General features: G+C 61.9%; 25 protein-coding genes, 1 tRNA gene and 1 pseudogene. 11 read left to right on the top strand and 16 right to left on the bottom strand.

What is annotated here, in order from left to right; genetic code table 11:
- Nucleotides 1-101: 101 nt before the first annotated feature.
- Nucleotides 102-542, bottom strand: a complete 441-nt coding sequence (locus tag M1B35_RS27035; RefSeq protein WP_123329230.1) for a hypothetical protein — start codon at nucleotides 540-542, stop codon at nucleotides 102-104.
- On the opposite strand from M1B35_RS27035, the gene M1B35_RS27030 reads away from it, so the two are divergent.
- A complete protein-coding gene (locus M1B35_RS27030; RefSeq protein ID WP_123329228.1) occupies nucleotides 541-996 on the top strand; it encodes a tRNA (cytidine(34)-2'-O)-methyltransferase in 456 nt (151 codons plus the stop codon). The genes M1B35_RS27035 and M1B35_RS27030 overlap by 2 nt on opposite strands.
- A gap of 122 nt (nucleotides 997-1,118) precedes the next feature.
- On the opposite strand, the gene secB is transcribed toward M1B35_RS27030, so the two are convergent.
- The 3 genes from secB to M1B35_RS27015 are packed head-to-tail and all read right to left on the bottom strand — an operon-like array spanning nucleotide 1,119 to nucleotide 2,312.
- Complete coding sequence (secB, locus tag M1B35_RS27025) at nucleotides 1,119-1,601, bottom strand: protein-export chaperone SecB (protein WP_123329226.1); 483 nt, start codon at nucleotides 1,599-1,601, stop codon at nucleotides 1,119-1,121.
- 41 nt (nucleotides 1,602-1,642) lie between these two features.
- Entirely contained in the window at nucleotides 1,643-1,897 is a 255-nt protein-coding gene (gene grxC / locus M1B35_RS27020; RefSeq protein ID WP_123329224.1) for a glutaredoxin 3, read from the bottom strand.
- A 1-nt stretch (nucleotide 1,898) separates the two neighbouring features.
- Nucleotides 1,899-2,312: a rhodanese-like domain-containing protein gene (locus M1B35_RS27015; RefSeq protein WP_123329222.1), complete on the bottom strand. Its 414-nt coding sequence runs from the start codon at nucleotides 2,310-2,312 to the stop codon at nucleotides 1,899-1,901.
- 150 nt (nucleotides 2,313-2,462) lie between these two features.
- On the opposite strand from M1B35_RS27015, the gene gpmI reads away from it, so the two are divergent.
- The 4 genes from gpmI (at nucleotide 2,463) to M1B35_RS26995 (ending at nucleotide 7,673) form a co-directional block, all read left to right on the top strand.
- Nucleotides 2,463-3,992 carry a 2,3-bisphosphoglycerate-independent phosphoglycerate mutase gene (gene gpmI, locus M1B35_RS27010; RefSeq protein ID WP_268263588.1) on the top strand — a complete coding sequence of 510 codons (1,530 nt, stop codon included), beginning with the start codon at nucleotides 2,463-2,465 and terminating at the stop codon, nucleotides 3,990-3,992.
- Between the two features lie 135 nt (nucleotides 3,993-4,127).
- Nucleotides 4,128-5,414 carry a murein hydrolase activator EnvC family protein gene (locus M1B35_RS27005; protein ID WP_123329218.1) on the top strand — a complete coding sequence of 429 codons (1,287 nt, stop codon included), beginning with the start codon at nucleotides 4,128-4,130 and terminating at the stop codon, nucleotides 5,412-5,414.
- 32 nt (nucleotides 5,415-5,446) lie between these two features.
- The gene (locus M1B35_RS27000; protein WP_268263587.1) at nucleotides 5,447-6,757 is read left to right on the top strand and encodes a S41 family peptidase; all 1,311 of its coding nucleotides are present in this window, start codon (nucleotides 5,447-5,449) and stop codon (nucleotides 6,755-6,757) included.
- Between the two features lie 154 nt (nucleotides 6,758-6,911).
- Nucleotides 6,912-7,673: a divergent polysaccharide deacetylase family protein gene (locus tag M1B35_RS26995; protein ID WP_425273455.1), complete on the top strand. Its 762-nt coding sequence runs from the start codon at nucleotides 6,912-6,914 to the stop codon at nucleotides 7,671-7,673.
- Between the two features lie 105 nt (nucleotides 7,674-7,778).
- Here the strand turns inward: M1B35_RS26995 and M1B35_RS26990 are convergent, their stop codons facing one another.
- The 7 genes from M1B35_RS26990 to M1B35_RS26960 form a co-directional block, all read right to left on the bottom strand.
- Nucleotides 7,779-8,534, bottom strand: coding sequence for a substrate-binding periplasmic protein (locus tag M1B35_RS26990; protein ID WP_268263586.1), 756 nt, complete (start codon nucleotides 8,532-8,534; stop codon nucleotides 7,779-7,781).
- Between the two features lie 63 nt (nucleotides 8,535-8,597).
- The gene (gene hisF / locus M1B35_RS26985) at nucleotides 8,598-9,368 is read right to left on the bottom strand and encodes an imidazole glycerol phosphate synthase subunit HisF (protein ID WP_020299543.1); all 771 of its coding nucleotides are present in this window, start codon (nucleotides 9,366-9,368) and stop codon (nucleotides 8,598-8,600) included.
- A gap of 87 nt (nucleotides 9,369-9,455) precedes the next feature.
- Nucleotides 9,456-10,205 carry a 1-(5-phosphoribosyl)-5-[(5-phosphoribosylamino)methylideneamino]imidazole-4-carboxamide isomerase gene (gene hisA, locus M1B35_RS26980; protein ID WP_123329210.1) on the bottom strand — a complete coding sequence of 250 codons (750 nt, stop codon included), beginning with the start codon at nucleotides 10,203-10,205 and terminating at the stop codon, nucleotides 9,456-9,458.
- 101 nt (nucleotides 10,206-10,306) lie between these two features.
- On the bottom strand, nucleotides 10,307-10,567 hold the full coding sequence (locus M1B35_RS26975) for a DUF2164 domain-containing protein (protein WP_268263585.1): 261 nt from the start codon (nucleotides 10,565-10,567) through the stop codon (nucleotides 10,307-10,309).
- A complete protein-coding gene (hisH, locus tag M1B35_RS26970; RefSeq protein WP_268263584.1) occupies nucleotides 10,568-11,206 on the bottom strand; it encodes an imidazole glycerol phosphate synthase subunit HisH in 639 nt (212 codons plus the stop codon). It abuts the gene before it with no gap.
- Nucleotides 11,206-11,799 carry an imidazoleglycerol-phosphate dehydratase HisB gene (gene hisB / locus M1B35_RS26965; protein WP_123329204.1) on the bottom strand — a complete coding sequence of 198 codons (594 nt, stop codon included), beginning with the start codon at nucleotides 11,797-11,799 and terminating at the stop codon, nucleotides 11,206-11,208. The genes hisH and hisB overlap by 1 nt, the downstream gene beginning before the upstream one ends.
- 257 nt (nucleotides 11,800-12,056) lie before the next feature.
- Nucleotides 12,057-13,718 carry an OFA family MFS transporter gene (locus tag M1B35_RS26960; RefSeq protein WP_123329203.1) on the bottom strand — a complete coding sequence of 554 codons (1,662 nt, stop codon included), beginning with the start codon at nucleotides 13,716-13,718 and terminating at the stop codon, nucleotides 12,057-12,059.
- 311 nt (nucleotides 13,719-14,029) lie between these two features.
- On the opposite strand from M1B35_RS26960, the gene M1B35_RS26955 reads away from it, so the two are divergent.
- The 5 genes and pseudogenes from M1B35_RS26955 to M1B35_RS26935 all read left to right on the top strand — a co-directional run bounded on the left by M1B35_RS26955 (nucleotide 14,030) and on the right by M1B35_RS26935 (nucleotide 18,242).
- Nucleotides 14,030-14,434, top strand: a complete 405-nt coding sequence (locus tag M1B35_RS26955) for an acetyl-CoA sensor PanZ family protein (protein WP_123329201.1) — start codon at nucleotides 14,030-14,032, stop codon at nucleotides 14,432-14,434.
- Between the two features lie 76 nt (nucleotides 14,435-14,510).
- Nucleotides 14,511-16,730 carry an AsmA family protein gene (locus tag M1B35_RS26950; protein ID WP_123329199.1) on the top strand — a complete coding sequence of 740 codons (2,220 nt, stop codon included), beginning with the start codon at nucleotides 14,511-14,513 and terminating at the stop codon, nucleotides 16,728-16,730.
- Nucleotides 16,727-17,794 carry an A/G-specific adenine glycosylase gene (mutY, locus tag M1B35_RS26945; protein ID WP_268263583.1) on the top strand — a complete coding sequence of 356 codons (1,068 nt, stop codon included), beginning with the start codon at nucleotides 16,727-16,729 and terminating at the stop codon, nucleotides 17,792-17,794. The genes M1B35_RS26950 and mutY overlap by 4 nt, the downstream gene beginning before the upstream one ends.
- Nucleotides 17,791-18,062: pseudogene (locus tag M1B35_RS26940) on the top strand (oxidative damage protection protein). Before mutY ends, M1B35_RS26940 begins: the two are co-directional and overlap by 4 nt.
- A gap of 104 nt (nucleotides 18,063-18,166) precedes the next feature.
- A tRNA-Phe gene (locus M1B35_RS26935) sits at nucleotides 18,167-18,242 on the top strand.
- Nucleotides 18,243-18,479: 237 nt separating this feature from the next.
- Here the strand turns inward: M1B35_RS26935 and M1B35_RS26930 are convergent.
- Nucleotides 18,480-19,067, bottom strand: coding sequence for a TetR/AcrR family transcriptional regulator (locus M1B35_RS26930; protein WP_268263582.1), 588 nt, complete (start codon nucleotides 19,065-19,067; stop codon nucleotides 18,480-18,482).
- A 217-nt stretch (nucleotides 19,068-19,284) separates the two neighbouring features.
- Between M1B35_RS26930 and M1B35_RS26925 the strand changes: the two genes are divergently transcribed.
- Nucleotides 19,285-20,475, top strand: coding sequence for an MFS transporter (locus M1B35_RS26925; RefSeq protein WP_268263581.1), 1,191 nt, complete (start codon nucleotides 19,285-19,287; stop codon nucleotides 20,473-20,475).
- A 266-nt stretch (nucleotides 20,476-20,741) separates the two neighbouring features.
- Here M1B35_RS26925 and M1B35_RS26920 read toward each other — a convergent pair whose 3' ends face one another.
- From M1B35_RS26920 to M1B35_RS26905, 4 genes are all read right to left on the bottom strand, one after another.
- Nucleotides 20,742-21,020, bottom strand: coding sequence for a hypothetical protein (locus M1B35_RS26920; RefSeq protein ID WP_268263580.1), 279 nt, complete (start codon nucleotides 21,018-21,020; stop codon nucleotides 20,742-20,744).
- Nucleotides 21,021-21,339: 319 nt separating this feature from the next.
- On the bottom strand, nucleotides 21,340-22,029 hold the full coding sequence (locus tag M1B35_RS26915; RefSeq protein ID WP_268263579.1) for a hypothetical protein: 690 nt from the start codon (nucleotides 22,027-22,029) through the stop codon (nucleotides 21,340-21,342).
- On the bottom strand, nucleotides 22,029-22,355 hold the full coding sequence (locus M1B35_RS26910; RefSeq protein WP_123329185.1) for an isochorismate lyase: 327 nt from the start codon (nucleotides 22,353-22,355) through the stop codon (nucleotides 22,029-22,031). The genes M1B35_RS26915 and M1B35_RS26910 overlap by 1 nt, the downstream gene beginning before the upstream one ends.
- A gap of 22 nt (nucleotides 22,356-22,377) precedes the next feature.
- The gene (locus tag M1B35_RS26905) at nucleotides 22,378-24,405 is read right to left on the bottom strand and encodes a DKNYY domain-containing protein (protein ID WP_268263578.1); all 2,028 of its coding nucleotides are present in this window, start codon (nucleotides 24,403-24,405) and stop codon (nucleotides 22,378-22,380) included.
- Nucleotides 24,406-24,460 lie beyond the last annotated feature (55 nt).

Below are 24,460 nucleotides of genomic sequence, written 5' to 3'. Positions count from 1 at the left end.
GGCCGGGGATTCCCTCTTTACACCGGGCTCATCGCCCTCAGCGCGATGAACCCACCCCGTCTTTGGGGGCCTTGGTACAGGCAGGCCGAGGTTTCCCTCTTTTATTCCTCGCGCAGATGGATCTGCAACCGCCAACCTTCGTCCACCTCGCTTCCCGACCACTCCCCACGCAACGGCCGTGCTGCCACCAGGTTCAGCAACAAGCCGGCATCGGCTTTTCTCACGCGCCAGTTCACGTCCTTGCCATTGACCTTCAACTGGCCCTTCTGCGCCCGTCCCTCGGCATCGAACAACAGGGCCACAGCGCCGTCGATATGCTCGCCATGCACCTTGGGTTCCTGGTTGAACCACACCACCAGGCCATCCGGCGCCACCTCCACACGTTCCAGGACCACAGGGTCGGGCGCGGTCAAGCGACCGATCATCAGCCCCACCATGACCCCGACAATCGCCAGCGAACCGAAAACCCGCAGCATTAGCTTCGGTCGCGGGTCCTCTTCGGGCGTAGAATGCAGCCTGTCTTTTTCTTCGGAGCCGTGCATGTTTCACGTCATCCTTTTTCAACCAGAAATTCCGCCGAATACCGGCAACGTTATCAGGCTGTGCGCCAATAGCGGCTGCCACCTGCATTTGATCGAGCCACTGGGTTTCGAAATGGACGACAAGCGCCTGCGCCGGGCCGGCCTCGACTATCACGAGTACGCCACCCTGCAACGCCACCCCGACCTTGCCAGTTGCCTGGAAAGTCTAGGTCAGCCGCGCTTGTTCGCCTTCACCACCAAGGGCTCGCGCCCTTTCCACGACGCCAGCTTCGCCGAGGGTGATGCCTTTCTCTTCGGCCCCGAAAGCCGCGGCTTGCCCGCCGACGTGCTGGACGCCCTGCCCGGCGAACAGCGCCTGCGCCTGCCGATGCGCGAAGGCTGCCGCAGCCTGAACCTGTCCAACACCGTGGCCGTGGCCGTCTACGAGGGCTGGCGACAGCTTGGGTTCAAGTAAGCCCGTGCGGCGATAAGGCCTGGGGCGATTTCGACGACGCTATCGCCGGCAAGCCGGCTCCCACACGAGGGACGAGGCATAAAAAAAGCGCCAGTGATGGCGCTTTTTTGTGCGTCGACGATTTACTGAACCGTCGGTGCGCCTTCTTGCTGAATACGTTGCAGCTCTTGAGCGTACAGCGCATCGAAGTTCACCGGCGCCAGCATCAGGGCCGGGAACGAACCACGGGTCACCAGGCTGTCCAGCGCTTCGCGAGCGTAAGGGAACAGGATGTTCGGGCAGAACGCACCCAGGGTGTGGCTCATGGAGCCTTCGTCGAGGTTCTTGATCAGGAAGATACCGGCCTGCTGAACTTCAGCGATGAACGCCACTTCTTCACCGTTCTTCACGGTGACCGACAGGGTCAGCACCACTTCGTGGAAGTCGGTTTCCAGGGCTTTCTGGCGAGTGTTCAGGTCCAGGGCAACGCTCGGCTCCCACTGCTGACGGAAGATCGCCGGGCTTTTTGGCGCTTCGAAGGACAGGTCACGCACATAAATGCGTTGCAGGGAGAATTGCGGCGCGTTTTCTTCTTCGGTAGCGGCAGTGTTCTGCTGGTCGGTCATCTCTGAGATCCTTCTTGATCTTGGTCTATAGGGTTTGAATTTCAGGCCTGGAGCAGCGCATCGAGCTTGCCGGCGCGTTCCAGGGCAAACAAATCATCACAACCGCCCACGTGGGTGCTGCCAATCCAGATCTGCGGCACCGACGTACGCCCGGCCTTTTGCGCCATTTCAGCCCGCACCTGGGGCTTGCCATCGACCTTGATCTCTTCGAAGGCCACGCCTTTATTGCCGAGCAGGTGCTTGGCCCGCGAGCAGTAAGGGCAGTAATCGCTGGAGTAGACGACAACCCGGGTCATGTCACTTCACCAGGGGCAGATTGTCTGCTTTCCAGCTGGAGATGCCGCCGGACAGCTTGGCGGCGGTGAAGCCGGACTTCATCAGTTCGCGGGCATGGCCGCCTGCGTGCTGGCCCTGGGCGTCCACCAGAATGATGGTCTTGGCCTTGTGCTTCTCCAGCTCGCCAACGCGGGCGATGAGTTTGTCCTGGGGAATGTTCAGGGCGCCGACGATGTGGCCGCTGGCGAAATCCTTGGATGGACGCAGGTCGATCACAACGCCCTGTTCGCTGTTGACCAGTGCAGTCAGTTCACGGGTGCTGAGGCTGCGGCCGCCGCGGCTCAACTCGTGAGCGATCAACAGAGCCAGCAGGATGGCGAAGGCGCCGACGAGCAAGTAGTGTTCAGTGGCGAATTGAATCAGGTGAGCAACCATCTAAGGAGGTTCCAGGGCGTTAAAATGTCGGCCAGTATACACAGCCCTCTGGGTCGGCCAAACCCCGCCCGGCGGTGACGCCACCGGAACTTCGCTTTAAACTGCCACTCCCTTTTTCAACACCTCCCTATCCAGCCACGAGTGGACGCCATGACTACCACGCCTAAACCTTTGGTCCTGATGATTCTGGATGGCTTCGGTCACAGCGATAGCCACGAATCCAACGCCGTTTATGCGGCCAACAAGCCCGTCCTGGACCGCTTGTGCGCCAGCATGCCGAACGGCCTGATCTCGGGCTCGGGCATGGACGTCGGCCTGCCCGACGGGCAAATGGGCAACTCCGAAGTCGGCCACATGAACCTCGGCGCCGGCCGCGTGGTGTATCAGGACTTCACCCGGGTGACCAAGGCCATCCGCGATGGCGAGTTCTTCGACAACCCAACCATCGGCGCTGCCGTGGATAAAGCCGTAAGCGCCGGCAAGGCCGTGCACATCCTCGGCCTGCTCTCGGACGGCGGCGTACACAGTCACCAGGACCACTTGGTGGCCATGGCCGAACTGGCGTTCAAGCGCGGTGCCGAGAAGATCTACCTGCACGCCTTCCTCGATGGCCGCGACACCCCGCCGAAAAGCGCCCAGTCGTCCATCGAACTGCTGGACGAAGCCTTCAAGACCCTGGGCAAGGGCCGCATCGCCAGCCTGATCGGCCGTTACTTCGCCATGGACCGTGACAACCGCTGGGACCGTGTGGCCCAGGCCTACAACCTGATCGTCGACGGCAACAGCGAGTTCCAGGCCGACACCGCCCAGCAAGGCCTTCAAGCCGCCTACGAGCGTGGCGAGAGCGACGAATTCGTCAAGGCCACCAGCATCGGCGACAAGGTCCGGGTAGAAGACGGCGACGCCGTGGTGTTCATGAACTTCCGCGCCGACCGTGCCCGGGAACTGACCCGGGTCTTCGTCGAAGACGGCTTCAAGGACTTCGAACGTGCGCGCCAGCCCGCCCTGGCCGGTTTCGTGATGCTGACCCAATACGCGGCCAGCATCCCGGCGCCATCGGCCTTTGCCCCCGGCAGCCTGGAAAACGTCCTCGGCGATTACCTGGCGAAAAACGGCAAGACCCAGCTGCGCATCGCCGAAACCGAGAAGTACGCCCACGTGACCTTCTTCTTCTCCGGCGGCCGCGAAGAGCCCTTCCCGGGTGAAGAGCGCATCCTGGTGCCGTCGCCCAAAGTCGCCACCTACGACCTGCAACCGGAAATGAGCGCGCCGGAAGTCACCGACAAGATCGTCGATGCCATCGAGCACCAGCGCTACGACGTGATCATCGTCAACTATGCCAACGGCGACATGGTCGGCCACAGCGGCGTGTTCGATGCCGCGGTCAAGGCCGTGGAATGCCTGGACCTGTGCGTGGGGCGGATTGTCGATGCCCTGGAAAAGGTCGGCGGCGAAGCCCTGATCACCGCCGACCACGGCAACGTCGAGCAGATGGCCGACGAATCCACCGGCCAGGCGCACACCGCCCACACCACCGAGCCGGTGCCGTTCATCTATGTTGGCAAGCGTGACCTGAAAGTGCGTGAAGGCGGCGTACTGGCGGACGTGGCGCCGACCCTGCTGAAGCTTCTGGACCTGGAAAAACCGGCGGAAATGACCGGTACTTCGATCCTCGTCTGATAGCAAATGGCCCAATAATTGGCTGGAAACAGCTTTTTATGACGAACGCCTCAAAGCAGTTGGCTTTGAGGCGTTTTTTTTGCAGCGATGGGCGGGCATACTAGGCCGTCCCTTTCCCTGGTGTCACCCGCCTCTATGCTTCGCGCCCTGATTGCCCTCGCTTTGACCTGCCTGCTCCAACCGGCCTTTGCCGATGAGCGCGCGCAAACCCAACAACAGTTGGATGCTACGCGCCAGGACATTACCGAACTGAAGAAGCTCCTCGGCAAGCTGCAAGAGGAAAAGTCCGGCGTGCAGAAAGACCTGCGCGGCACCGAGACCGAAATGGGCAAGCTGGAGAAGCAGGTCGAAGCCCTGCAGAAAGAGCTGAAGAAAAGCGAATCCGAGCTGCAGCGACTCGATGAGGAGAAAAAAAAACTCCAGAGCGCGCGCACTGAACAGCAACGACTGATCGCCATCCAGGCCCGCGCGGCCTACCAGAACGGCCGTCAGGAGTACCTCAAGCTGCTGCTCAACCAGCAGAACCCGGAAAAATTCGCCCGCACCCTCACCTATTACGACTACCTGAGCCAGGCCCGCCTGGAGCAGTTGAAGAACTTCAACGAGACCCTGCGCCAGCTGGCCAATGTGGAAAAGGACATCTCCCTGCAGCAGGCCCAGTTGCTGGTGCAGAAAAGCAGCCTCGACACCCAGCGCGAAGAACTCGACAAAGTCCGCAAGGAACGGCAACTGGCCCTGGCCAAGCTCAACGACGACGTGAAGGCCCGCGACCAGAAGCTGCAAGCCCGCGAACAGGACCAGGCCGACCTGGCCAAAGTCCTGAAAACCATCGAAGAGACCCTGGCTCGCCAGGCCCGCGAGGCGGAGGAAGCGCGTCAGAAAGCGCTGATCGCCCAGCAGGAAGCCGAAAAAAAGCGTTTGCTTGAAGCCCAGGCCGATGCCAGCGATGCGCCGCGCAAGCCCGTAAAACCGGCGCCCGGCCCACTGGTTTCGAGCAGTGGCGTGTCCTACGGCGGCCCTTTTGCTTCAGCCCGGGGAAAACTTCCATGGCCAGTTGATGGTCGATTGCTAGCGCGCTTTGGTGAAACCCGTGGCGACGATGCCCGAACCAAGTGGGACGGGGTGATGATCAGCGCCGCCGCCGGCAGCCAGGTGCACGCCGTGCATGGCGGCCGCGTGGTCTTCGCCGACTGGCTGCGAGGCGCCGGCTTGCTGGTGATCCTCGACCACGGTAACGGTTATCTGAGTCTGTACGGGCACAACCAGACGCTGCTTAAAGAAGCGGGCGACATCGTCAAAGCCGGTGAGTCCATCTCCACTGTGGGTAATAGTGGCGGACAAGACACACCTGCGCTGTACTTCGCTATTCGTCAGCAGGGCCGCCCCAGCGACCCGGCACAGTGGTGCCATGCGCAAGGATAAGCGCTGCTACCCCATTTAGGAGTTCGTTCGACATGCTGCATTTGTCTCGCCTCACCTCGTTGGCCCTGACGATCGCCCTGGTGATCGGTGCGCCGCTGGCGTTCGCCGCAGAACCCGCGCCATCGGCCAGCGCCGCGACCACCAAGGCGCCGCTGCCCCTGGACGAGCTGCGCACCTTTGCCGAGGTCATGGACCGGATCAAGGCTGCCTACGTCGAACCCGTGGACGACAAGACCCTGCTGGAGAACGCCATCAAGGGCATGCTCAGCAACCTTGACCCGCACTCGGCCTACCTGGGCCCGGAAGACTTTGCCGAGCTGCAGGAAAGCACCAGCGGCGAATTCGGCGGCCTGGGCATTGAAGTCGGTGCCGAAGACGGCTTTATCAAAGTGGTCTCGCCCATCGATGACACCCCAGCGTCCAAGGCCGGGATCCAGGCCGGCGACCTGATCGTCAAGATCAACGGCCAGCCGACCCGTGGCCAGACCATGACCGAAGCCGTGGAAAAGATGCGCGGCAAGATCGGCCAGAAAATCACCCTGACCCTGGTTCGCGACGGTGGCACGCCATTCGACGTGACCCTGGCCCGCGCCACCATCCAGGTGAAGAGCGTGAAGAGCCAGTTGCTGGAGTCGGGCTACGGCTACATCCGCATCACCCAATTCCAGGTCAAGACCGGCGAGGAAGTCTCCAAGGCCCTGGCCAAGCTGCGCAAGGACAACGGCAAGAAGCTCAACGGCATCATCCTCGACCTGCGCAACAACCCGGGCGGCGTCTTGCAGGCGGCGGTGGAAGTGGTCGACCACTTCATCACCAAAGGCCTGATCGTCTACACCAAGGGCCGCATCGCCAACTCCGAGCTGCGCTTCTCGGCCACCGGCAAGGACGAAAGCGAAGCGGTGCCGATGGTGGTACTGATCAACGGCGGCAGCGCCTCGGCGTCGGAAATCGTCGCCGGCGCCCTGCAAGACCAGAAACGCGCCGTGCTGATGGGCACCACCAGCTTCGGCAAGGGCTCGGTGCAGACGGTGCTGCCGCTGAACAACGAGCGTGCGCTGAAGATCACCACCGCGCTGTACTTCACCCCCAACGGCCGCTCGATCCAGGCCCAGGGCATCGTGCCGGACATCGAGGTGCGCCGCGCCAAGATCACCAGCGAGGCCCAGGACGGCGAGTACTACAAAGAAGCCGACCTGCAGGGTCACCTGGGCAATGGCAACGGCGGCGCCGACAAGCCAAGCGCTGCGTCCACCAAGGCCAAGCCGATGCCGCAGGACGATGACTACCAGTTGGCCCAGGCCCTGAGCCTGCTCAAAGGGCTGAGCATCACCCGCAGCAAGTGACGGAACCTATCGCCGGCAAGCCGGCTCCTACAGACAGGCAACAACCTGTAGGAGCGAGCTTGCTCGCGATAGCGTTTTCATGATCGCCACACCGCCAAGGTCCCACCCCGCCACCATGTCCCTATCGAAGATCACCCGCCCGTGGAGGCTCGTGATGGGGCTCCTGTGCACCCTCGCCGTCGCGCCACTCCAGGCCGCCGAACCCAGCACCACCGCGCCCAAAGCCTACCTGACGCTGATCATCGACGACCTCGGGCAAAACCTGCCTCGGGACCGCCGCGTGCTGGCCCTGCCCGGCCCGGTAACCACGGCGATCATGCCGGATACGCCCCACGCTGCCGAGTTTGCCCGCGAAGCCCACCGCGCCGGCAAGATCGTCATCCTGCACATGCCCATGGACCCCGCCACCGGGCCGTTCGCCTGGCACCCTGACCTGCCCATCCCCGAACTGGAAAAACGCCTGAACGCCGCCTTCGATGCCGTGCCCTACACCAGCGGCATCAACAACCACATGGGCAGCCGCATGACCGCCCAGCCCCAGGCCATGGCCTGGTTGATGGGCGAGTTGCAGCGGCGGCACAAATTCTTCGTCGACAGCCGCACCAGCGCGCAAACAGTGGCCGCCGCCGAAGCGCAGAAAATCGGCCTGGCCAGCGTTTCCCGGGATGTATTCCTCGACGACGAACGCACCGAAGCCGCCATCAGCCACCAACTGCAGACCGCCATCAAACTGGCCCACAAACAAGGCACGGCGGTGATGATCGGCCACCCCTATCCGCAAACCCTGGCAGTACTCGAACGCGAACTGCCCAAGCTCAAGGCCCAGGGCGTGGAATGGATTGATATCAAGTCAATGATCGGCCTGCGCAGCAATCAAGCCACCGCGGCGCATGGCAAGGACGGGAGGTATAGGTGAGGGGCAGCTGCAAGCTTTGAGCTGCAAGCTACAAGCTACAAGCTACAAGCGCACCGATGCCCGCTTGCCGCTTGCCGCTTGCCGCTCAAAACTTGTCGCTCCCCCTCACAAATACCTCCCCATGATTTCGTCCACGAGGCCTTCCTTGCGCAGTTCATCCAGGGCGGCTTGCAGCTTGGCGACGGTGGTGTCCGGGACGTCTTTGTTCAGCGCCAGGTATAACTCGGCGCTGTTGAAACGCAGCACGGTCTTGAGGCCGGTGATGCCTTCCTGCTTGGCCAGGTAGCGCCCGGCCGGGTCGCCGGTGGCCCACAGGTCGATCTGGCCGCTGAGCAGCTTCTTCGCGTTGTCTTGATCGCGCAGCACCACCAGCGGCACCAGGCCTTGCTTGCTCAGGGTCTCGGCAATCGCATCGCCTTTGTAGGCGCCAATCTTGTACGAGTGCGCCTGTTCCAGGGATTCAAGGCTGATCTTGCTGTCGGCCTTGGCCAGCATGATCCAGTCATCCGGGCCGATGGGGCCGACCCATTTGAAGAGCTTTTCCCGGTCCGGCAAGCGGGCCATGACGAACACGCCGTACCCGGGCTGCTCAAGGGCCAGCTTGTAGATTCGCTCCCAAGGGAAGCGCAGGGTCAGGCTGTAATTGATGCCGGCGCGCTTGAACATTTCCCGAACGATATCCACGGCAATGCCGTTGATATTTTCGCCCTGGGCGAAGTTCTTGCCGTTCTTGGCCATGTTGTAGGGGGGAAAGTTTTCGGTCAGCAACACCAGGGAAGGGTCGGACGATTCTGCTGCACGTACGCCGCCGGCAAGAAGGACCGAAGCGCTGGCTAGAACAAGGAGCAGACGTTTGAACATGACGGGCTACCGGAATCCATGGCGTGCCCAAGAGTGCCGTGAGCCCGCCATGCTGTCCAGTGGCTATCGCACAACAATCCCGCGCTGAGCCATGTAGGCCTTGGCCTCGGGAACGGTGTACTCGCCGAAGTGGAAAATGCTCGCCGCCAGCACTGCGCTGGCGTGGCCTTCGAGGATGCCGTCGGCCAAATGCTGAAGGTTACCCACGCCGCCAGACGCGATCACTGGAATGCCCAACGCGTCGCTGATGGCGCGAGTCACACCCAGGTCGAAGCCGTTTTTCATGCCGTCCTGGTCCATGCTGGTCAGGAGGATTTCACCGGCGCCCAGGCCTTCCATCTTCTTCGCCCACTCCACCGCATCCAACCCGGTGGGCTTGCGGCCGCCATGGGTGAAAATCTCCCAGCGCGGGGTTTCGCCCGGGCCGGAGACCTTCTTGGCGTCGATGGCGACGACGATGCACTGCGAACCGAAATGCTGCGCTGCTTCACCGACGAACTCGGGGTTGAACACCGCGGCGGTGTTGATCGAAACCTTGTCCGCGCCGGCATTCAGCAGGTTGCGGATGTCTTGCACAGTGCGCACGCCACCGCCCACGGTCAGCGGGATAAACACCTGGCTGGCCATGCGCTCGACGGTGTGCAGCGTGGTATCGCGGCCATCGACGCTGGCGGTGATGTCGAGAAAGGTAATCTCGTCGGCACCCTGCTCGTCGTAGCGACGGGCAATTTCCACCGGGTCGCCGGCGTCACGGATGTTCTCGAACTTGACGCCCTTGACCACGCGACCGTTGTCGACGTCCAGGCAAGGGATGATGCGTTTGGCTAACGCCATAGACTTAATCTCCGATTAAGAAGCGACAAGCTTCAAGCGACAAGCAAGAGCGGATAGCAGCCACGCGTCCAACTTGCCGCTTGCCGCTTATGCCTTGCTGCTGGCCGCGTAGCCATCACAAAAGGCTTGAGCCTCGGCCACATCCAGCGTGCCCTCGTAAATCGCGCGGCCCGTGATGGCGCCGATGATGCCAGGCGCCTTGGCGTCCAGCAGCGACTTGATGTCGCCCAGGTTGTGGATACCGCCGGACGCGATCACTGGGATCTTGGTCGCGGCAGCCAGGGCAGCGGTGTACGAAACGTTGCAGCCCTGCATCATGCCGTCTTTGGCGATGTCGGTATAAACGATGGCCGACACGCCATCGGCTTCGAACTGCTTGGCCAGGTCGATCACCTGGACGGTGCTGATCTCGGCCCAGCCATCGGTGGCCACGAAACCGTCTTTGGCATCCAGGCCAACGATGACCTTGCCCGGGAACGCGCGGCAGGCTTCAGCGACGAAGGCCGGGTCTTTCACGGCTTTGGTGCCGATGATCACGTAGCTCACGCCGGCTTTGACGTAGTGCTCGATGGTTTCCAGGGAGCGGATGCCGCCACCGATCTGGATCGGCAGGTTCGGGTAGCGCTTGGCGATGGCGGTGACCACTTCGCCGTTGACCGGTTGGCCTTCAAAGGCACCGTTCAGGTCGACCAGGTGCAGACGACGGCAACCGCCTTCAACCCACTTGGCAGCCATGCTCACCGGGTCATCGGAGAACACCGTGGAATCTTCCATACGGCCCTGGCGCAGACGTACACAGGCACCGTCTTTAAGATCGATAGCGGGAATAATGAGCATGCTTTTTCCTTCGTCAAAAGAGTTGCAAGCTGCAAGCCATGAGCTGCAAGCAAGCACGCGTTTCAATTCTTGCAGCTTCACGCCTGAAGCTTGCGGCTACTTCAATTCTTCTCGAGCGCCCACAGATCGCTTTCGATGCTTTCGAACCGCTCTTTAAGGTGCGCCTGCACATCGAAAATCGCCCGATTGTAGTAATGCGGGGCGATTTCGCGGGTAAACAGCTCAAGGATTTCCGCCGCTTCGAACGAACCCAGGTCCAATTCGAAGCGATCCTCCATGAACCGCTTGATCTTGTGATTGGCCTCGCTCTCCTGCTCGGGAGTGAGGGTCAGGATCGGCGGCTTGGTTTTTTTTGCGGCCATTTACCAGCGACCATCCCAGGCGGCGAAGTTCTGCAGCAATTGCAGGCCGTGGGTGTGGCTCTTCTCGGGGTGGAACTGCACGGCAAAACGCGAGCCGTCGGCCAGCGCAGCGGCGAAGTCCACGCCGTAGTGACCGCTGCCCACCACCTGCCGCGCGCTGCCGGCAGCGATGTAGTAGCTGTGCACGAAGTAGAAGCGCGCCAGGTCCGGGATGTTGTGCCACAGCGGGTGACTCACCGCCTGCTGCACTTCGTTCCAGCCCATGTGCGGCACCTTCAAGTGCTCGCCGTCTTCATGCAGGCCCTTGCCGAAAAACTTCACCTGGCCCGGGAACAGGCCGATGCAATCGACGCCGTCGTTCTCTTCGCTGCGGTCGAGCAAGGCTTGCATGCCCACGCAGATGCCCAAGAAGGGACGGTCCTGGCTGACTTCACGCACCAGGCTGTCGAAGCCCAGGCGACGAATTTCGGCCATGCAATCGCGAATCGCGCCCACACCGGGGAATACCACCCGGTCGGCTTCGCGAATCACGTTGGCGTCGCTGGTGATCATCACCTTGCCGGCACCCACGTGCTCGAGGGCCTTGGCCACCGAGTGCAGGTTGCCCATGCCGTAATCGATAACGGCGACCGTCTGCATTACAGGACGCCCTTGGTCGATGGCATTTGCCCGGCCATGCGCTCATCCAGCTCCACAGCCATGCGCAGCGCGCGGCCGAAAGCCTTGAACACGGTCTCGATCTGGTGGTGCGTGTTGTGCCCACGCAGGGTGTCGATGTGCAGGGTGACGTTGGCGTGGTTGACGAAGCCCTGGAAGAACTCCTGGAACAGGTCAACGTCGAAGCCGCCGACACTGGCGCGGGTAAAGGGTACGTGCATCTGCAGGCCAGGACGGCCAGAGAAGTCGATCACGACGCGGGACAGGGCTTCATCGAGCGGCACATAGGCGTGGCCGTAACGACGGATGCCTTTCTTGTCGCCGATGGCCTTGCTGAAGGCTTGACCCAGGGTGATACCCACGTCCTCCACGGTGTGGTGGTCGTCGATATGCAGGTCGCCCTTGCTTTCGATATCCAGGTCGATCAGCCCGTGACGGGCGATCTGGTCCAGCATGTGCTCAAGGAAGGGCACGCCGATATCGAATCGGGCCTTTCCGGTGCCATCCAGGTTGATCGAGGCTTTGATCTGGGTTTCCAGAGTGTCGCGCTCGACAGATGCCTTACGTTCGGCCATCACCAGCTCCGCAAAATCATTGGGCGAAAAAGGCGAACATTATAGGCCCGACGGCGGCCAAACAGAAACACGCAGGACAATATCCTGACGGGCTGAACCCAATAGCACTGGGGCTATACCTGTCATGACAAGCAAAGAAGAGCCGGCATTAGCCACATCGCCATCGCCGGCCAGCCGACTCCTACAAAATCACACACCCTGCAGGAGCTGGCTGGCCAGCGATAGCGCGATGCCCGGCAAGCCGGAAACGGCCGGGTTTAGTGGAACAGCACCGCGGTTTTCTGCAGGGTGACCCACACGCCCCACGCCAACGGAATACCCACCACCAGCCAGGCGACAACCGCCAACGGCACGCTGCTCGACGAGGCTTTCCACTCCAGCACGGTGCTGGTGTCGGCGCCCTTGTCATGGCCCAGGGCCTGTTCGGCCGCCAGTTGCTCGTCGGTCATGAAGTACTTGTCGGCCACCGGGCGCACCAGCAGGTTGCACAGGAAGCCCAGCACCAGCAGGCCGGCAAGGATGTACAAGGTGATGTCATAGGCCGCGGCGCGTTCCACGCCGATGCTCAACTGATACTCACGCAGGTAGTTGACCAGCACGGGACCGAGCACACCCGCCGCCGCCCAGGCAGTCAGCAAGCGACCGTGGATGGCACCGACCATCTGCGTGCCGAACAAGTCCGCCAGGTAAGCCGGCACCGTGGCAAAACCACCGCCGTACATCGACAGGATGATGCAGAACGCCGCCACGAACAGGGCGATATTGCCCAGGTGGCCCAGGTTCGGGATCAGCGCATACAGGGCAAAGCCCAGGGCGAAGAACACGAAATAGGTGTTTTTACGCCCCAGGTAGTCGGAGAACGACGCCCAGAAGAAGCGCCCGCCGATGTTGAACAGGCTGAGCAAACCGGTGAAGCCGGCAGCAATCGCGGCGATCTGCGCCAGTTGCCCGGCGTCCAGTTGGCTGAAGGTCAGGTTATTGCCCAGCAGCTTGCCGGCGAACACTTCCTGCAACAGTGGCGAGGCCATGCCGAGGATGCCGATGCCCGCCGAAACGTTGAGGCACAGCACCAGCCATACCAGACGGAATTGCGGCGTCTTCCAGGCCACATTCACGTGCACATGGCGGTGGGTGATCATTGCGTTGGCGGCTTTTTTCGCCGGGGCGGTCCAGCCTTCAGGCTTCCAGCCGGTTGGCGGCACCCGGTACGACAGCGCGCCACCGATCATGAACACGAAGTAAATCGCGGCCATCACCAGGAAGCTCTGCCACACGCCAACGCCGGTCGGCGAGGCAAAGTGCCCCATCAAGGCCGCCGCCAGAGGAGCGCCAACCATCGCGCCGCCACCAAAGCCCATGATTGCCATGCCGGTGGCCATGCCGCGCTTGTCCGGGAACCACTTGATCAGGGTCGAGACCGGCGAGATGTAGCCCAGGCCCAGGCCGATACCGCCAATCACCCCCGAACCCAGCCACATCAGCCAGATTTGATGGGTGTAGATGCCCAAGGCCGAAATCAGCAGGCCACCGCACCAGCACAAGGCCGACACCACACCGGCTTTACGCGGGCCGGCGTGTTCCAGCCAACCGCCCCAGATCGCTGCCGAGCAGCCCAGGAAGATGAAGAACAGGGTGTAGATCCAGCCGAGCATGGAGATCGGCCAGTCACACTGGGACGAAAAGATCTGTGCGATGAAGCTCATGTCCGGTGCACAAGCCACCGGGGCCGTTACCCCAAGCGCCTTGGACAACGGCAGCCAGAACACCGAAAAGCCATAGGCCATGCCGATGCACAGGTGAATGGCCAGAGCGGCCGGTGGAACCAGCCAGCGGTTGAAACCGGGCTTGGCGATGATGCGTTCTTTGGACAGGAACGCTGGCTGAGCGGCAGGATTGCCCGCTTCAGTACTCGTGCTCATGGATGTTTCCCCCAATTTATTAGAATTATTCGTCGACCACTCTCCTGCGACGACCTTGGCACGCAGGCGGGGTCGTTTTATTGAGTAAAGCTCCATTTTGGCAGGCGCGACATTAAGTCGCGGAAGGACGCACGAACCGCGAGAGGTTACCATTTGCAACGCGCTAAAAAACCAAACTGACATCACCTTTTTTGCAACCACTGCGCCGCTCGGCATTGCCAGCCCGATGATCAATGCACTTCAAATGCCGTCATCGCCCTGTAGGAACTGGCTTGCCAGCGAAGGGTCCACCCGCCTCAACAGGACATCCCATGCCCATCGTTGTCGAGTCATTGCACGAAGCCAGCTACCAGGACCAACAGGACCTGCTGAAGATCTACCAGGACGCTCCGCCCGAGTTGTTCGCGCCGCTGAGCGATGTGCGCGAGCTGATCGAAACCAGCCTGGCCGACGGCAGCCTGCTGGTGGGGCGCTTCAACGATCGGTTGCTCGGCGCGGCGCGCCTGCAACGGCACCCTGAGGCCTGGCGCCTGTCCCATCTGTGCGTACGCAGCATCACCCGCCGCCGCGGCGTCGCCGAACGGCTGGTGAGCCAGGCCCAGGCCATGGCCCGGGATCAGGGCGCCACCCTGCATCTGCTGGCGCCCACCGGGAACCTGCACGCCCAGGCCCTGGCAACCAAACTGCATCTGCCACTGGAGACGCTGCCAGCGTGATCGCTGACCAGTCGTCAGGTTTCGGGCGCTATACTGCCCCGCTCATTTTTTGAATTCGACATACAAGGACTCGCCCATGAAAGCGTTCGGCAAAATCCTGGGTCTGGTCATTCTCGGGCTGTTGCTGATCATCGTGGCTCTCGGCTTTGCCTTGACCCATCTGTTTGATCCCAACGACTACAAAGACGAGATTCGCCAGATAGCCCGCGACAAGGCCCACATCGAGCTGACGCTCAATGGCGACATCGGCTGGAGCCTGTTCCCCTGGCTGGGCCTGGAGCTGCATGAAGCCAGCGTCGCCACCCTGGCCAAACCCAAAGAACCCTTTGCCGACCTGCAGATGCTGGGTCTGTCGGTGCGCGTGCTGCCGCTGCTGCGCCGTGAAGTGCAGATGAGCGACGTGCGCGTCGAAGGCCTGAACCTGCGCCTGAACCGCGACAAGGATGGCCACGGCAACTGGCAAGACATCGGCAAGGCCGTGACCACCGAGCAGCCGCCGGCAACGCCCACCGCGGGCACTGGCACCGGCAGCGAACCCTCGCCCACGGTGGAAAAACCGGCCCAGCCAATCCGCCTGGACATCGACAGCCTGACCGTGAACAACGCCCGGGTTGAATACAACGATGAGCAGACCGGCAAGCAATTCACCGCCGAGAGCATTCAACTGAGCACCGGGCCGATCCACGAAGCCACCAACACCCCGGTCAAGCTCACCGCCTTCCTGGGCAGCAACCAGCCAGCGGTGCGGGTGCGCACCGAGCTGAACGGCGAACTGCGCTTCGACCGTGCCCTGCAGCGCTACCAGTTCGAAGACATGCGCCTGTCCGGCGAAGTGGCCGGCGACCCACTGCAAGGCAAGACCGTGACCTTTGCCGCCCAAGGCCAGTTGCTGCTGGACAAGGCCGCCAACGTGGCGCAATGGAGCGGGCTGAAAGTCTCGGTCAACCAACTACGCGCCCTGGGCGAACTGAAGGTCAACGACCTGGACAAGACCCCGCAAATCAGCGGCGGCCTGTCCATCGCCCAGTTCGACCTGGCGAAATTCGTCGATAGCCTCGGCCAGACCCTGCCGGCCATGGCCGAAGGCAGCCTGAGCAAGGTCGAGCTGGTCAGCCGGATCCAGGCCACGCCCACCAGCCTGGCCCTGGAAGACCTGAACCTGAAGCTCGACGACAGCACCTTCAACGGTCGCCTGGCCGTGGACGACTTCGACAAGCAATCGCTGCGGGCCCAGCTCAAGGCCGACACCTTCAATGTCGACCGTTACCTGCCGCCCAAATCCGCCGAAGCCAATAGCGCCTCCGCCGCGCGCAAGGCCGAAGTGCAAAGCAGTGAAGCCATGGCCGGCGCCGGCACCACACCGCTGCCTGACGCCCCGACCAAGGGCGCCTGGAGCACCGAGCGCCTGCTGCCCGTGGAGCGCCTGAGCAAACTCGACGTGATCGCCGACTTGAGCTTCGGCCAACTGACCCTGGACAAGCTGCCGATCCAGAATGCCGCGCTCAAGGCCACCGGCCAGGGCGGCCTGCTGAAGCTGGAAAGCCTGCGCGGCGAACTCTACAACGGCAGCTTCGACGCCAATGGCAACCTCGATGTGCGCCAACCCACCCCGCTGCTGAACCTGCAGACCAAGATCAGCCGGGTGCCGGTGGAGCGCATCCTCGAAAGCCAGGGCCAGAACCCGCCAGTCAAAGGCCTGGTGACCCTCAACAGCAACCTGAGCGGCAGCGGCAACAGCCAGAAAGCGCTGATCGACAGCCTCAATGGCACCGCCAGCTTCGTGATCAATAACGGCGTGCTGCTCAACGCCAACCTGGAACAACAGCTGTGCCAGGGCATCGCCACCCTCAACCGCAAAACCCTGAGTGGCACGCCACGCGGCAAGGACACCCCCTTCCAGGAGCTCAAGGGCAACCTGACGTTCCGTAACGGCGTGGCCAGCAACCCCGACCTGAAAGTGCGCATCCCCGGCATGAGCGTCAGCGGCAATGGCGACATCGACCTGCGGGTGCTGGGCATGGACTACCGCGTCGGTATCGTCGTCGAAGGCGACAAGAGCGACATGCCCGACCCGGCCTGCCAGGTCGGCGAACGCTTTGCCGGTATCGAGTTGCCGCTGCGCTGCCGTGGCCCGCTGGAACTCGGGGCCAAGGCCTGCCGCCTGGACAAGGACGGCTTGGGCCAGGTCGCCGCCAAACTGGCCGGGGAACGCCTGAGCGACAAGATCGATGAAAAGCTTGGCGACAAAGTCAGCCCGGAACTGAAAAACGCGCTCAAGGGGCTGTTCAAGCGATGAGAGCCGAGGAATTTTCAACGGCGGTGCTGGGCTGGTTCGACCGCCACGGCCGCCACGACCTGCCCTGGCAACAGGACATCAACCCATATCGGGTCTGGGTCTCGGAGATCATGTTGCAGCAGACCCAGGTCAGCACCGTGCTCAACTACTTCGACCGCTTCATGGCCTCGCTGCCCACGGTGCAGGCCCTGGCCGAAGCACCGGAAGACGAAGTGCTGCACCTGTGGACCGGCCTGGGTTACTACACCCGCGCCCGCAACCTGCAAAAGACCGCGAAGATCGTGGTGGCCGAGTACGGCGGCGAGTTTCCCCGTGACGTGGAAAAACTCACCGACCTGCCGGGCATCGGCCTGTCCACCGCTGGCGCCATCGCCAGCATCAGCATGGGCCTGCGTGCACCTATCCTCGACGGCAACGTCAAACGGGTGCTGGCGCGCTTTACTGCCCAAGAGGGCTACCCGGGCGAACCCAAGGTGGCCAAGCAGCTCTGGGCCGCCGCCGAGCGCTTCACGCCCCACAGCCGAGTCAACAACTACACCCAGGCGATGATGGACCTGGGCGCCACCCTCTGCACCCGGAGCAAGCCCAGCTGCCTGCTGTGCCCCCTGGAGCGAGGCTGCGAAGCCCACATGCTCGGCCTGGAGACGCGCTACCCAATTCCCAAGCCGCGCAAGGCGGTGCCGCAGAAGCGCACCCTGATGCCGATGCTGGCCAACCGCGATGGCGCCATCCTGCTGTACCGAAGACCCTCCAGCGGCCTCTGGGGCGGCTTGTGGAGCCTGCCGGAGCTGGATGACCTGGGTGACCTCGAACACCTGGCGCTGCAGCACTCCCTGGCGCTGGGCCAGCAACAGGCCCTGCCCAACCTGATCCACACCTTCAGCCACTTCCAACTGGCCATAGAACCCTGGCTGGTACGGGTCGAGGCCTCGGCCCTGCACGTGGCCGAGGCCGATTGGCTCTGGTATAACCTCGCCACCCCGCCGCGCCTGGGCCTTGCCGCCCCGGTGAAAACACTGCTTAAACGCGCGGCCGATGTCTTGAATGCAGGAGAGTCGTCATGACCCGCACCGTAATGTGCCGCAAATACCAGGAAGAACTGCCCGCCCTTGAGCGCCCTCCCTACCCGGGTGCCAAAGGCCAGGATATTTTCGAACACGTCTCGCCAAGGCCTGGGCCGACTGGCAGAAACACCAGACCCTGCTGATCAACGAAAAGCGCCTGAACATGATGAACGCCGAAGACCGCAAATATTTGCAGGGCGAGATGGATAAGTTTTTCTCCGGCGAGGAATACGCCAAGGCCGACGGCTACGTGCCGCCAGCGGAATAAACCCCGTGAAATCGGGGGGCGGACGTAAGCGACGGTAATAATTAAACATTTTTTTCAAAACTTGCTTGACGACCCTCCGAAAAACCCGTTTAATGCGCCCCGTTGCCCAGATAGCTCAGTCGGTAGAGCAGGGGATTGAAAATCCCCGTGTCGGCGGTTCGATTCCGTCTCTGGGCACCACCTTCAGCTTTCAGGTGGTGTTCGCACCACGTGAAAGCAAACAAAAAACCCGCCTAGTGCGGGTTTTTTGCTTTCTGCGGTTGGTAATCGATCCCTTGCAAACTCAAACGTAGGTGAGCCACCCCGTTATCTAAAGCGGTGGGTTGTCAGCCGCTGGTTTCCACTATGGTTTCACTGGGAAACCCAGCGGATTTTGAAAAAAGACTCGCTGCAAGCCGCCCCTCCTAGCCGTTGCTATTACCGCCTAACTAGCAGCCCACGCAGAAGCAACTCCAGGGCAACGACGCCCTGCTCAAGCCGAGTGTTGCCATCTTCACCATCGGCGATCCAAAACGCGGCTTCAGCCAGGCTGCCGTAGATCAGCGATGCCAAGGCCTGCGAATCGGCCTGGGCAACGACACCGCCCTGCATGAGGCTGTCGATCAGTCGCCGCATAGATTCAACACAATGACGCTGTGAGTCAGGCGACGCCCCTCCTAGCACAGCCCTGGCATCGCGCAGCACGATGCGCTGAATTTCAGGCTCAAGTGCCATCTCCAGGTAGGCCCGACAGCGGCTGCGGAAACCTTCCCACTCATCATCGGCAGCGTCGGAGATCGCTTGCAGGCGCTCGTCCATCTCCGCATCGATTTGCTCCACCGCCGCTGCCAGCAACCCTTTCTTGTCGCCGAAGTGATGATAGAGCGCGCCACGTGTCAGGTTCGCTTGAGCGGTGAGGTCGTCCATAGACGTATCGGCGTAGCCGCGATCGCTAAAGACCTTCCGGGCAATGACCAGCAATGTGGCTCGTGTTTCTTCCATCTCAGCACGCGTGCGACGAACCATTACCACTCCTCTTACATACATTTCGTATGATTATTTACATTCTCTCCGTATGAATATACAGTCCTATTCATACGCCGCGTATGTATCTTCCCACACTCTATCGCCAAGGGAAGCCGTCGCACCGAGGAAAACGAATAACCACTTCTCATCAGCGCCCCGGCCGGAGGTGACGCTGACTGACGGTACTGCGTGTTTCTCTATTCCAAGGATCTGAATCATGAGCACGTCTTCAGCCAAACTCGTTGGAACCTCTGTTCAACACCCATGGCTGGCAGTGACCGCCGTAGGGCTTGCCACCTTTTCCGTTGTGACGACTGAAATGCTCCCGGTCGGACTGCTGACGCCGATTGCCAAAACGCTGGACACCTCCCCCGGAACAGCGGGCCTGATGATTTCATTGCCAGCATTGCTGGCGGCGTTATTCGCACCGCTGGCGGTGATCGCATCGGGCGGCGTGGACCGGCGCAGAATTCTATGCGGGTTGCTAGGGCTGTTAGTGATTGCCAACATTGCGTCGGCTTTGGCACCCAGCATGGCCTGGATGCTGGCCGCCCGTGTTCTAGTCGGATTTTGCATGGGTGGTATCTGGGCGATCGCCGGGGGGCTAGCTTGTCGGCTTGTCCCTGATCACTCTGTTGGTTTAGCCACCTCCATCATCTTCGGAGGAGTGGCAGCTGCTTCAGTGCTGGGTGTTCCACTTGGCGCACTGGTCGGTGACTTTGCTGGGTGGCGCTGGGCCTTCGGCGGCATGGCGCTATTCAGCGGGTTAGTGTTGGCGTTGCATCTTGCTGTTATCCCCAAACTCCCCGTTACTGGTTCGGTGACCGTGCGCCAGTTTGGCGAACAGCTAGGCAACCGGACGCTACAAGTCGGGCTACTTTTGACACTGGCACTGGTGGCCGGACACTTCATGGTTTTTACCTTCGTGCGTCCGTTACTGATGTCGGTATCGGGGTTCGATAGCCAATGGGTGAGCGCACTGTTATTCGCCTATGGCTTAGCGGGCATAGCCGGCAACTTCCTGGCAGGGATCATCGCAGCGCAGCGCACAGCGCAAACCTTGATAGCCATCTCATTGGGCCTGCTACTGGTGCCAGTGCTGTTCCTGATCATCGGCCACTCCAACATTGGCGGCATTGTGCTGCTGGTTTGGGGGTTAGCCTATGGCGGCGTGTCGGTCGGCCTGATGACGTGGATGATGAAAGCCGCGCCGCGTGCCGTGGAAATTGCTACGGCGCTGTATGTAGGCGTTTTCAATGTCGGAATTGCATTAGGAGCCTGGGCGGGTGGCCTCGTTTTAGATGGGATCGGCCTTACCGGTAACCTCTGGGTAGCCGGCGGGCTCGCCACTATCGCCTTGCTGCTGTCTCTCAGTATCTGTGTGGCTGAGCACAGAACAACCGTTTGATTGCGGAGCATTTTGGGGGCTCCTGACTCGGCTTCCACTGATCGAAAGCCTCAGTGAATTAATCCGCCAGTCACGCAAGCAGGTATTGCGTACCGTCGACACATTGCACGTGCAAACCTGCGGGCAGATGGGCCGGCATACCGCGTTACAGGGCGGGCTCACCCGAGCCCTGGAACGCCAGATCGGCACGCTCTATGACGAACGCCCTTGAGCAGCCAGGATCGAATCGATCCTGGCTGAACTGACACATGGCCTGCGTCCGCAGGTCAGGACGTTTTGTCAGCCCACTCCGTCGCCCTGCCCTGCGCCACATCGAGCAGGGCTACGCCATCACCGAGCAACAGTGCGGCGATGTCGGCGATCTGGAACAGGTCGCTGTCGTCGGCTGTTTGCGCGGTCATGCAGGACAGGCTGTTCATCAGTTTGTGGATGGCGCGGATGCGCTGATCGGCGCAGGCCAGGAGGTCCAGCAGCGGTGCATGGGGATTGATCAGCAGGACAGGGTTGTCTGCGGCGGTGCTTTGAAGAGGGATATATCCGTTCATGGGCGAAACTCCTTGTGTGTGAGGAGCTACCACCCAACTTCCTACCGGCCAGGTGGCAGCTGCACGCGGGGGTAGGAACCGGTCACAAGATCCGGCCACGCCGAAGCGTGCCCGCGTACAGCCGCCATAACGCATAGGCAGCAGAAGACACCCAAAAGGCTGGGTGCCTGTACGCATCTTATGATCGGGTTCCTACGCCCGGTCGCTGATTTGGCAGCGACCGGCGCAGAGTAAAGAGCGGGTCAGGTGAGCGCAAGCCCTCGCCTGATGACTGAACGTTACAGGGCCAACCCGCGCCCCAGGCTCAATCGCGCCCCGCTCACACCTCCCCCTCCAAGCGCCGCGCACGTTCCCGGCGGGCTTCGATCCGGGTGGGCGGGAATTTGCCGTAACGCACCATGGGCACGATCTCGATGTGTTGCGCCGCAGGCAGTTGCGCCACGCGCTTGATCATCCGCAGCACCGAGTATTCACTGCGATGGGTGTTGATGCGCAGGCTGTATCGCTCGAACAGCGGCACCCTCAGCTGGATCTGGTAGCTGCGGAAATGGAATATCCCCGAGCGCCCCATGTTGCGGTACTCGTTGAAGGTCTTGATCTGGACCATGTCCTCGAACGCGATGAAGTGCTGGTAGCTCGCGCAGGGCGCCTGTTGAGTGCCGCACAGCAGGTGCAGGCCTTGGGCATCGAACCAGGCCAGGCGCTGCTCGGCTGGGCTCAGCCAGTGGTGCAGCAGCAAGAAGACCACGGGGTAGCACAGGGTCGACAAGCCCAGGGGCAAGGTCAGCGTGCTGCCGGTGAACAGCGCGGCGACAAAGCCCACGGCCAGCAGCAGCCAGAGTACCGGGAACAGGCGCGCCGCCCAGGAGCGGGGCACAGGAAGGAGGAACGGATGCCCGCACTCGTCCAACAGGGCCACATCCTCGGGAAACAGCTTGATCTTGATCTCCGGGGCCGGTGACGACGCCTGTTCGTCGGGCACCGGCGGCTCACTCACCGCATCCGACATCAGGCGCCGGCCGTGGGCTGCTCGGCCTGCCAGTGCTTCATCTCTTCAGCGATAAAGTGCTGCACCAGGTCGCTGTACATTTTCTCGATCGCATCCGGGCTCAGGCCTTCGGCCGCCGCCCATTCGCGGCGGGTGGCGAGCATGGCCTTGAAGCGCTCCGGGGCGCGCACCGAGGTGGCCGAGGTCTTGAACTTCGAGGCGGCAAGCACGTACTGGAACCGTTGGCCCAGCAGTTGAATGACGCTCTGGTCCAGGCGGTCGATTTCCCGGCGGATATCGTCCATGCCCTGGCATTCCTGGGGTTGCAGCGTTTTTGTCGCGTCCATGTGTGCAGTCCTTAGTGAATGACTATTTCTTCAAAGTTTCGCCGGCCTTGGCCAAGGCTTGTCGGTACTCGTCTTCGCTGGTTTCGGTCAGACCCACGTCGCGCTCGTAGCGATAGAACGTTCGCTTGTCCCGAGCGAATTTGGCGTCGAGAAACTCCAGGGTCGGCAGGTCGATACGCTTGGCGCTCTGCGGGCGGCGGCCGCAGAACAGTTTGCGGGTCCCCAGCTGCAGAAACTCCGGGTGCGGCACCGACACTTCGTCCATGGTGAATTCCACATCCAGCGGTTTGCCAGCCCACGACATCAGTTCGGGGCTGAAGGCATAACTGCCCAAAAAGCGCGTGGTCGCCGGGTTGAGGTGTTTTTTTATTTCGCCGTAGCAGTACACCGCCGACGCATCCCTGGCCCAGCCATGGCCGAAGGTTTCGAAAGTGGCGAGATCGGCTTTGCGCAGCAGTTCTGGCAGGTGGTAGTGAATCCAGTGCTTGAACACGGCCTTGCCATCGGTGATGTACACCTCATCCAGGAACCGGAAATGCTCTACAGGCTGGGTCGAAAAACGCTCGGCGGCCATGTTGGCCCTCGAATAGTAATCAATGCGGTACAAGCCATTGGCATCGCCGCACAGGCTTTCGTTGAGCAACCTGAAGCTCGCCGCGTCCAGGCCTTCGATCTTATTCCCCTGGAAGTACACACTGCGCCCCAGGCTGAAGCCCTGGCCGATATCCCGCAGGCTGGCCGGGTCTTCCTCTGCTTCAGGCTGCTCACGTTGCGCCTGCATGCGGTGCCACCAGTAATCCTCTCGCTCAGGGTGCGCGGCAAAGTACGGCGCCCACTGCTCGAACATCGCGTTATTAAGCACCCCACCAGCGTTCAGGGGGCCATGCCGGTCGCCCACCAGCACCGGTGCGTATTCGCCCTCGCCCCGATACAGCTTGGCCACCACCAGGCTGTCCACCTCAAGCTCCAGCAGTTGCTTGCCCAGATAAGCGCGCTGCTGATCGCAGTAATGGTTGAAGCCCAGGGAGCGAAAACTGGGACCGTGAGCGCCGCGCAATCGGGTGCCGGCGGCGTAGACGTATTGCTCGTCCACGGCAAAATAGCGATCGTCGCTCTCCGTGCTCGCCACCACACGCCCGCCGGCGTCGAACTGCGGGTACTGCTCCTTCACCAGACGGAACTCGCCGACATTGCGGAGGGTTCTGCCGGTGATGTAATAGGCGCGTCGGGCATCCTTGGCATAGCGTTCGTTGAGCACGGTGAAGCTGGCGAGGTCGACGTCATCGATGCGGTAGAAGTATTCGTAGCTCACGCTCGAACCTTGCTGCGCCTGGACGATGATCGACTGACCATCACTGAACCAGCGGCCCGCGACCTGATGGAAACCCTCCGGGTTGGCGATGGGCAACGGGCTGCCGTCCTTCTGGTGCAACGGCTTGAACCCTCGGCAGACCTGGCCATTGACCACTTGGTAAGCCCGGCAGTTGGTCGCCCGCACCTGATCGCCCGCATTGGCCACGCGACGGCCATAGAGAAAGAGCCCCACCCCGTCGGTGTACAGCGGTGCAGGCACGACCCCCTCAGTCAGGTCCTGCTCGAGCAAGGCAAACGCCCCATGCTGCACGTCCTGCATCGCGCGCACTTCGTAATCGGTAAAGAAATAGAGGGTCAAGCGATCGCGCCAGTACCCATGGAGCAGGCTATGCAAGGGCTCGCGGAACTGGAACGGCAAGGCAAGCAACGCCTGGAAGCCATAGCGTCCGTCGTAATGCGGCTGGCAGTAAAAGACGCAGCGCGCATCAGCCAGCAAGTGGCGGTTGCGGCGATGGCGCCAGACCGGCTCTCCGGGGATCAGCGGTGTCGGCCAAAAGCCCCCGGCCGCAGCCTCTTCGGCCACTACCTGGGGCGCCTTGCCCTCCGGGTTGAGCAGGATGTAGGTGTCGCGAGCCTGGGCATCGCCCAGCAACTCGCCCTGGACAAACCCATAACCCTGATGCCACTCAAGCGCCAATGGCTCCCAATCGGCAAGATCCCTTTCCAGCAATTCCATGTGCGGTAGTCCAAGGTGGCAGAGGCGCCGATTATCGTGATCGGCCGGGGGCGAG

The organism is Pseudomonas morbosilactucae (assembly GCF_023241665.1).
Lineage (GTDB): Bacteria > Pseudomonadota > Gammaproteobacteria > Pseudomonadales > Pseudomonadaceae > Aquipseudomonas > Aquipseudomonas morbosilactucae.
The sequence above is the reverse complement of the archived record's forward strand: the minus strand, read 5'-3'. Positions and strand labels throughout refer to the sequence as shown.

Excerpts from the sequence above, each read along its gene's own strand:
- M1B35_RS26920 (WP_268263580.1), bottom strand. The coding sequence starts at position 21,020 with ATGAACGGATATATCCCTCTTCAAAGCACCGCCGCAGACAACCCTGTC.
- M1B35_RS26960 (WP_123329203.1), bottom strand. The coding sequence starts at position 13,718 with ATGAGCACGAGTACTGAAGCGGGCAATCCTGCCGCTCAGCCAGCGTTC.
- M1B35_RS27035 (WP_123329230.1), bottom strand. The coding sequence starts at position 542 with ATGCACGGCTCCGAAGAAAAAGACAGGCTGCATTCTACGCCCGAAGAG.
- M1B35_RS27015 (WP_123329222.1), bottom strand. The coding sequence starts at position 2,312 with ATGGTTGCTCACCTGATTCAATTCGCCACTGAACACTACTTGCTCGTC.
- M1B35_RS27000 (WP_268263587.1), top strand. The coding sequence starts at position 5,447 with ATGCTGCATTTGTCTCGCCTCACCTCGTTGGCCCTGACGATCGCCCTG.
- hisB (WP_123329204.1), bottom strand. The coding sequence starts at position 11,799 with ATGGCCGAACGTAAGGCATCTGTCGAGCGCGACACTCTGGAAACCCAG.
- mutY (WP_268263583.1), top strand. The coding sequence starts at position 16,727 with ATGAGAGCCGAGGAATTTTCAACGGCGGTGCTGGGCTGGTTCGACCGC.
- secB (WP_123329226.1), bottom strand. The coding sequence starts at position 1,601 with ATGACCGACCAGCAGAACACTGCCGCTACCGAAGAAGAAAACGCGCCG.
- hisA (WP_123329210.1), bottom strand. The coding sequence starts at position 10,205 with ATGCTCATTATTCCCGCTATCGATCTTAAAGACGGTGCCTGTGTACGT.
- M1B35_RS26975 (WP_268263585.1), bottom strand. The coding sequence starts at position 10,567 with ATGGCCGCAAAAAAAACCAAGCCGCCGATCCTGACCCTCACTCCCGAG.
- M1B35_RS26925 (WP_268263581.1), top strand. The coding sequence starts at position 19,285 with ATGAGCACGTCTTCAGCCAAACTCGTTGGAACCTCTGTTCAACACCCA.
- gpmI (WP_268263588.1), top strand. The coding sequence starts at position 2,463 with ATGACTACCACGCCTAAACCTTTGGTCCTGATGATTCTGGATGGCTTC.
- M1B35_RS27030 (WP_123329228.1), top strand. The coding sequence starts at position 541 with ATGTTTCACGTCATCCTTTTTCAACCAGAAATTCCGCCGAATACCGGC.
- hisH (WP_268263584.1), bottom strand. The coding sequence starts at position 11,206 with ATGCAGACGGTCGCCGTTATCGATTACGGCATGGGCAACCTGCACTCG.
- M1B35_RS27005 (WP_123329218.1), top strand. The coding sequence starts at position 4,128 with ATGCTTCGCGCCCTGATTGCCCTCGCTTTGACCTGCCTGCTCCAACCG.
- M1B35_RS26930 (WP_268263582.1), bottom strand. The coding sequence starts at position 19,067 with ATGGTTCGTCGCACGCGTGCTGAGATGGAAGAAACACGAGCCACATTG.
- M1B35_RS26955 (WP_123329201.1), top strand. The coding sequence starts at position 14,030 with ATGCCCATCGTTGTCGAGTCATTGCACGAAGCCAGCTACCAGGACCAA.
- hisF (WP_020299543.1), bottom strand. The coding sequence starts at position 9,368 with ATGGCGTTAGCCAAACGCATCATCCCTTGCCTGGACGTCGACAACGGT.
- M1B35_RS26905 (WP_268263578.1), bottom strand. The coding sequence starts at position 24,405 with ATGGAATTGCTGGAAAGGGATCTTGCCGATTGGGAGCCATTGGCGCTT.
- M1B35_RS26950 (WP_123329199.1), top strand. The coding sequence starts at position 14,511 with ATGAAAGCGTTCGGCAAAATCCTGGGTCTGGTCATTCTCGGGCTGTTG.
- grxC (WP_123329224.1), bottom strand. The coding sequence starts at position 1,897 with ATGACCCGGGTTGTCGTCTACTCCAGCGATTACTGCCCTTACTGCTCG.
- M1B35_RS26990 (WP_268263586.1), bottom strand. The coding sequence starts at position 8,534 with ATGTTCAAACGTCTGCTCCTTGTTCTAGCCAGCGCTTCGGTCCTTCTT.
- M1B35_RS26915 (WP_268263579.1), bottom strand. The coding sequence starts at position 22,029 with ATGTCGGATGCGGTGAGTGAGCCGCCGGTGCCCGACGAACAGGCGTCG.
- M1B35_RS26995 (WP_425273455.1), top strand. The coding sequence starts at position 6,912 with ATGGGGCTCCTGTGCACCCTCGCCGTCGCGCCACTCCAGGCCGCCGAA.
- M1B35_RS26910 (WP_123329185.1), bottom strand. The coding sequence starts at position 22,355 with ATGGACGCGACAAAAACGCTGCAACCCCAGGAATGCCAGGGCATGGAC.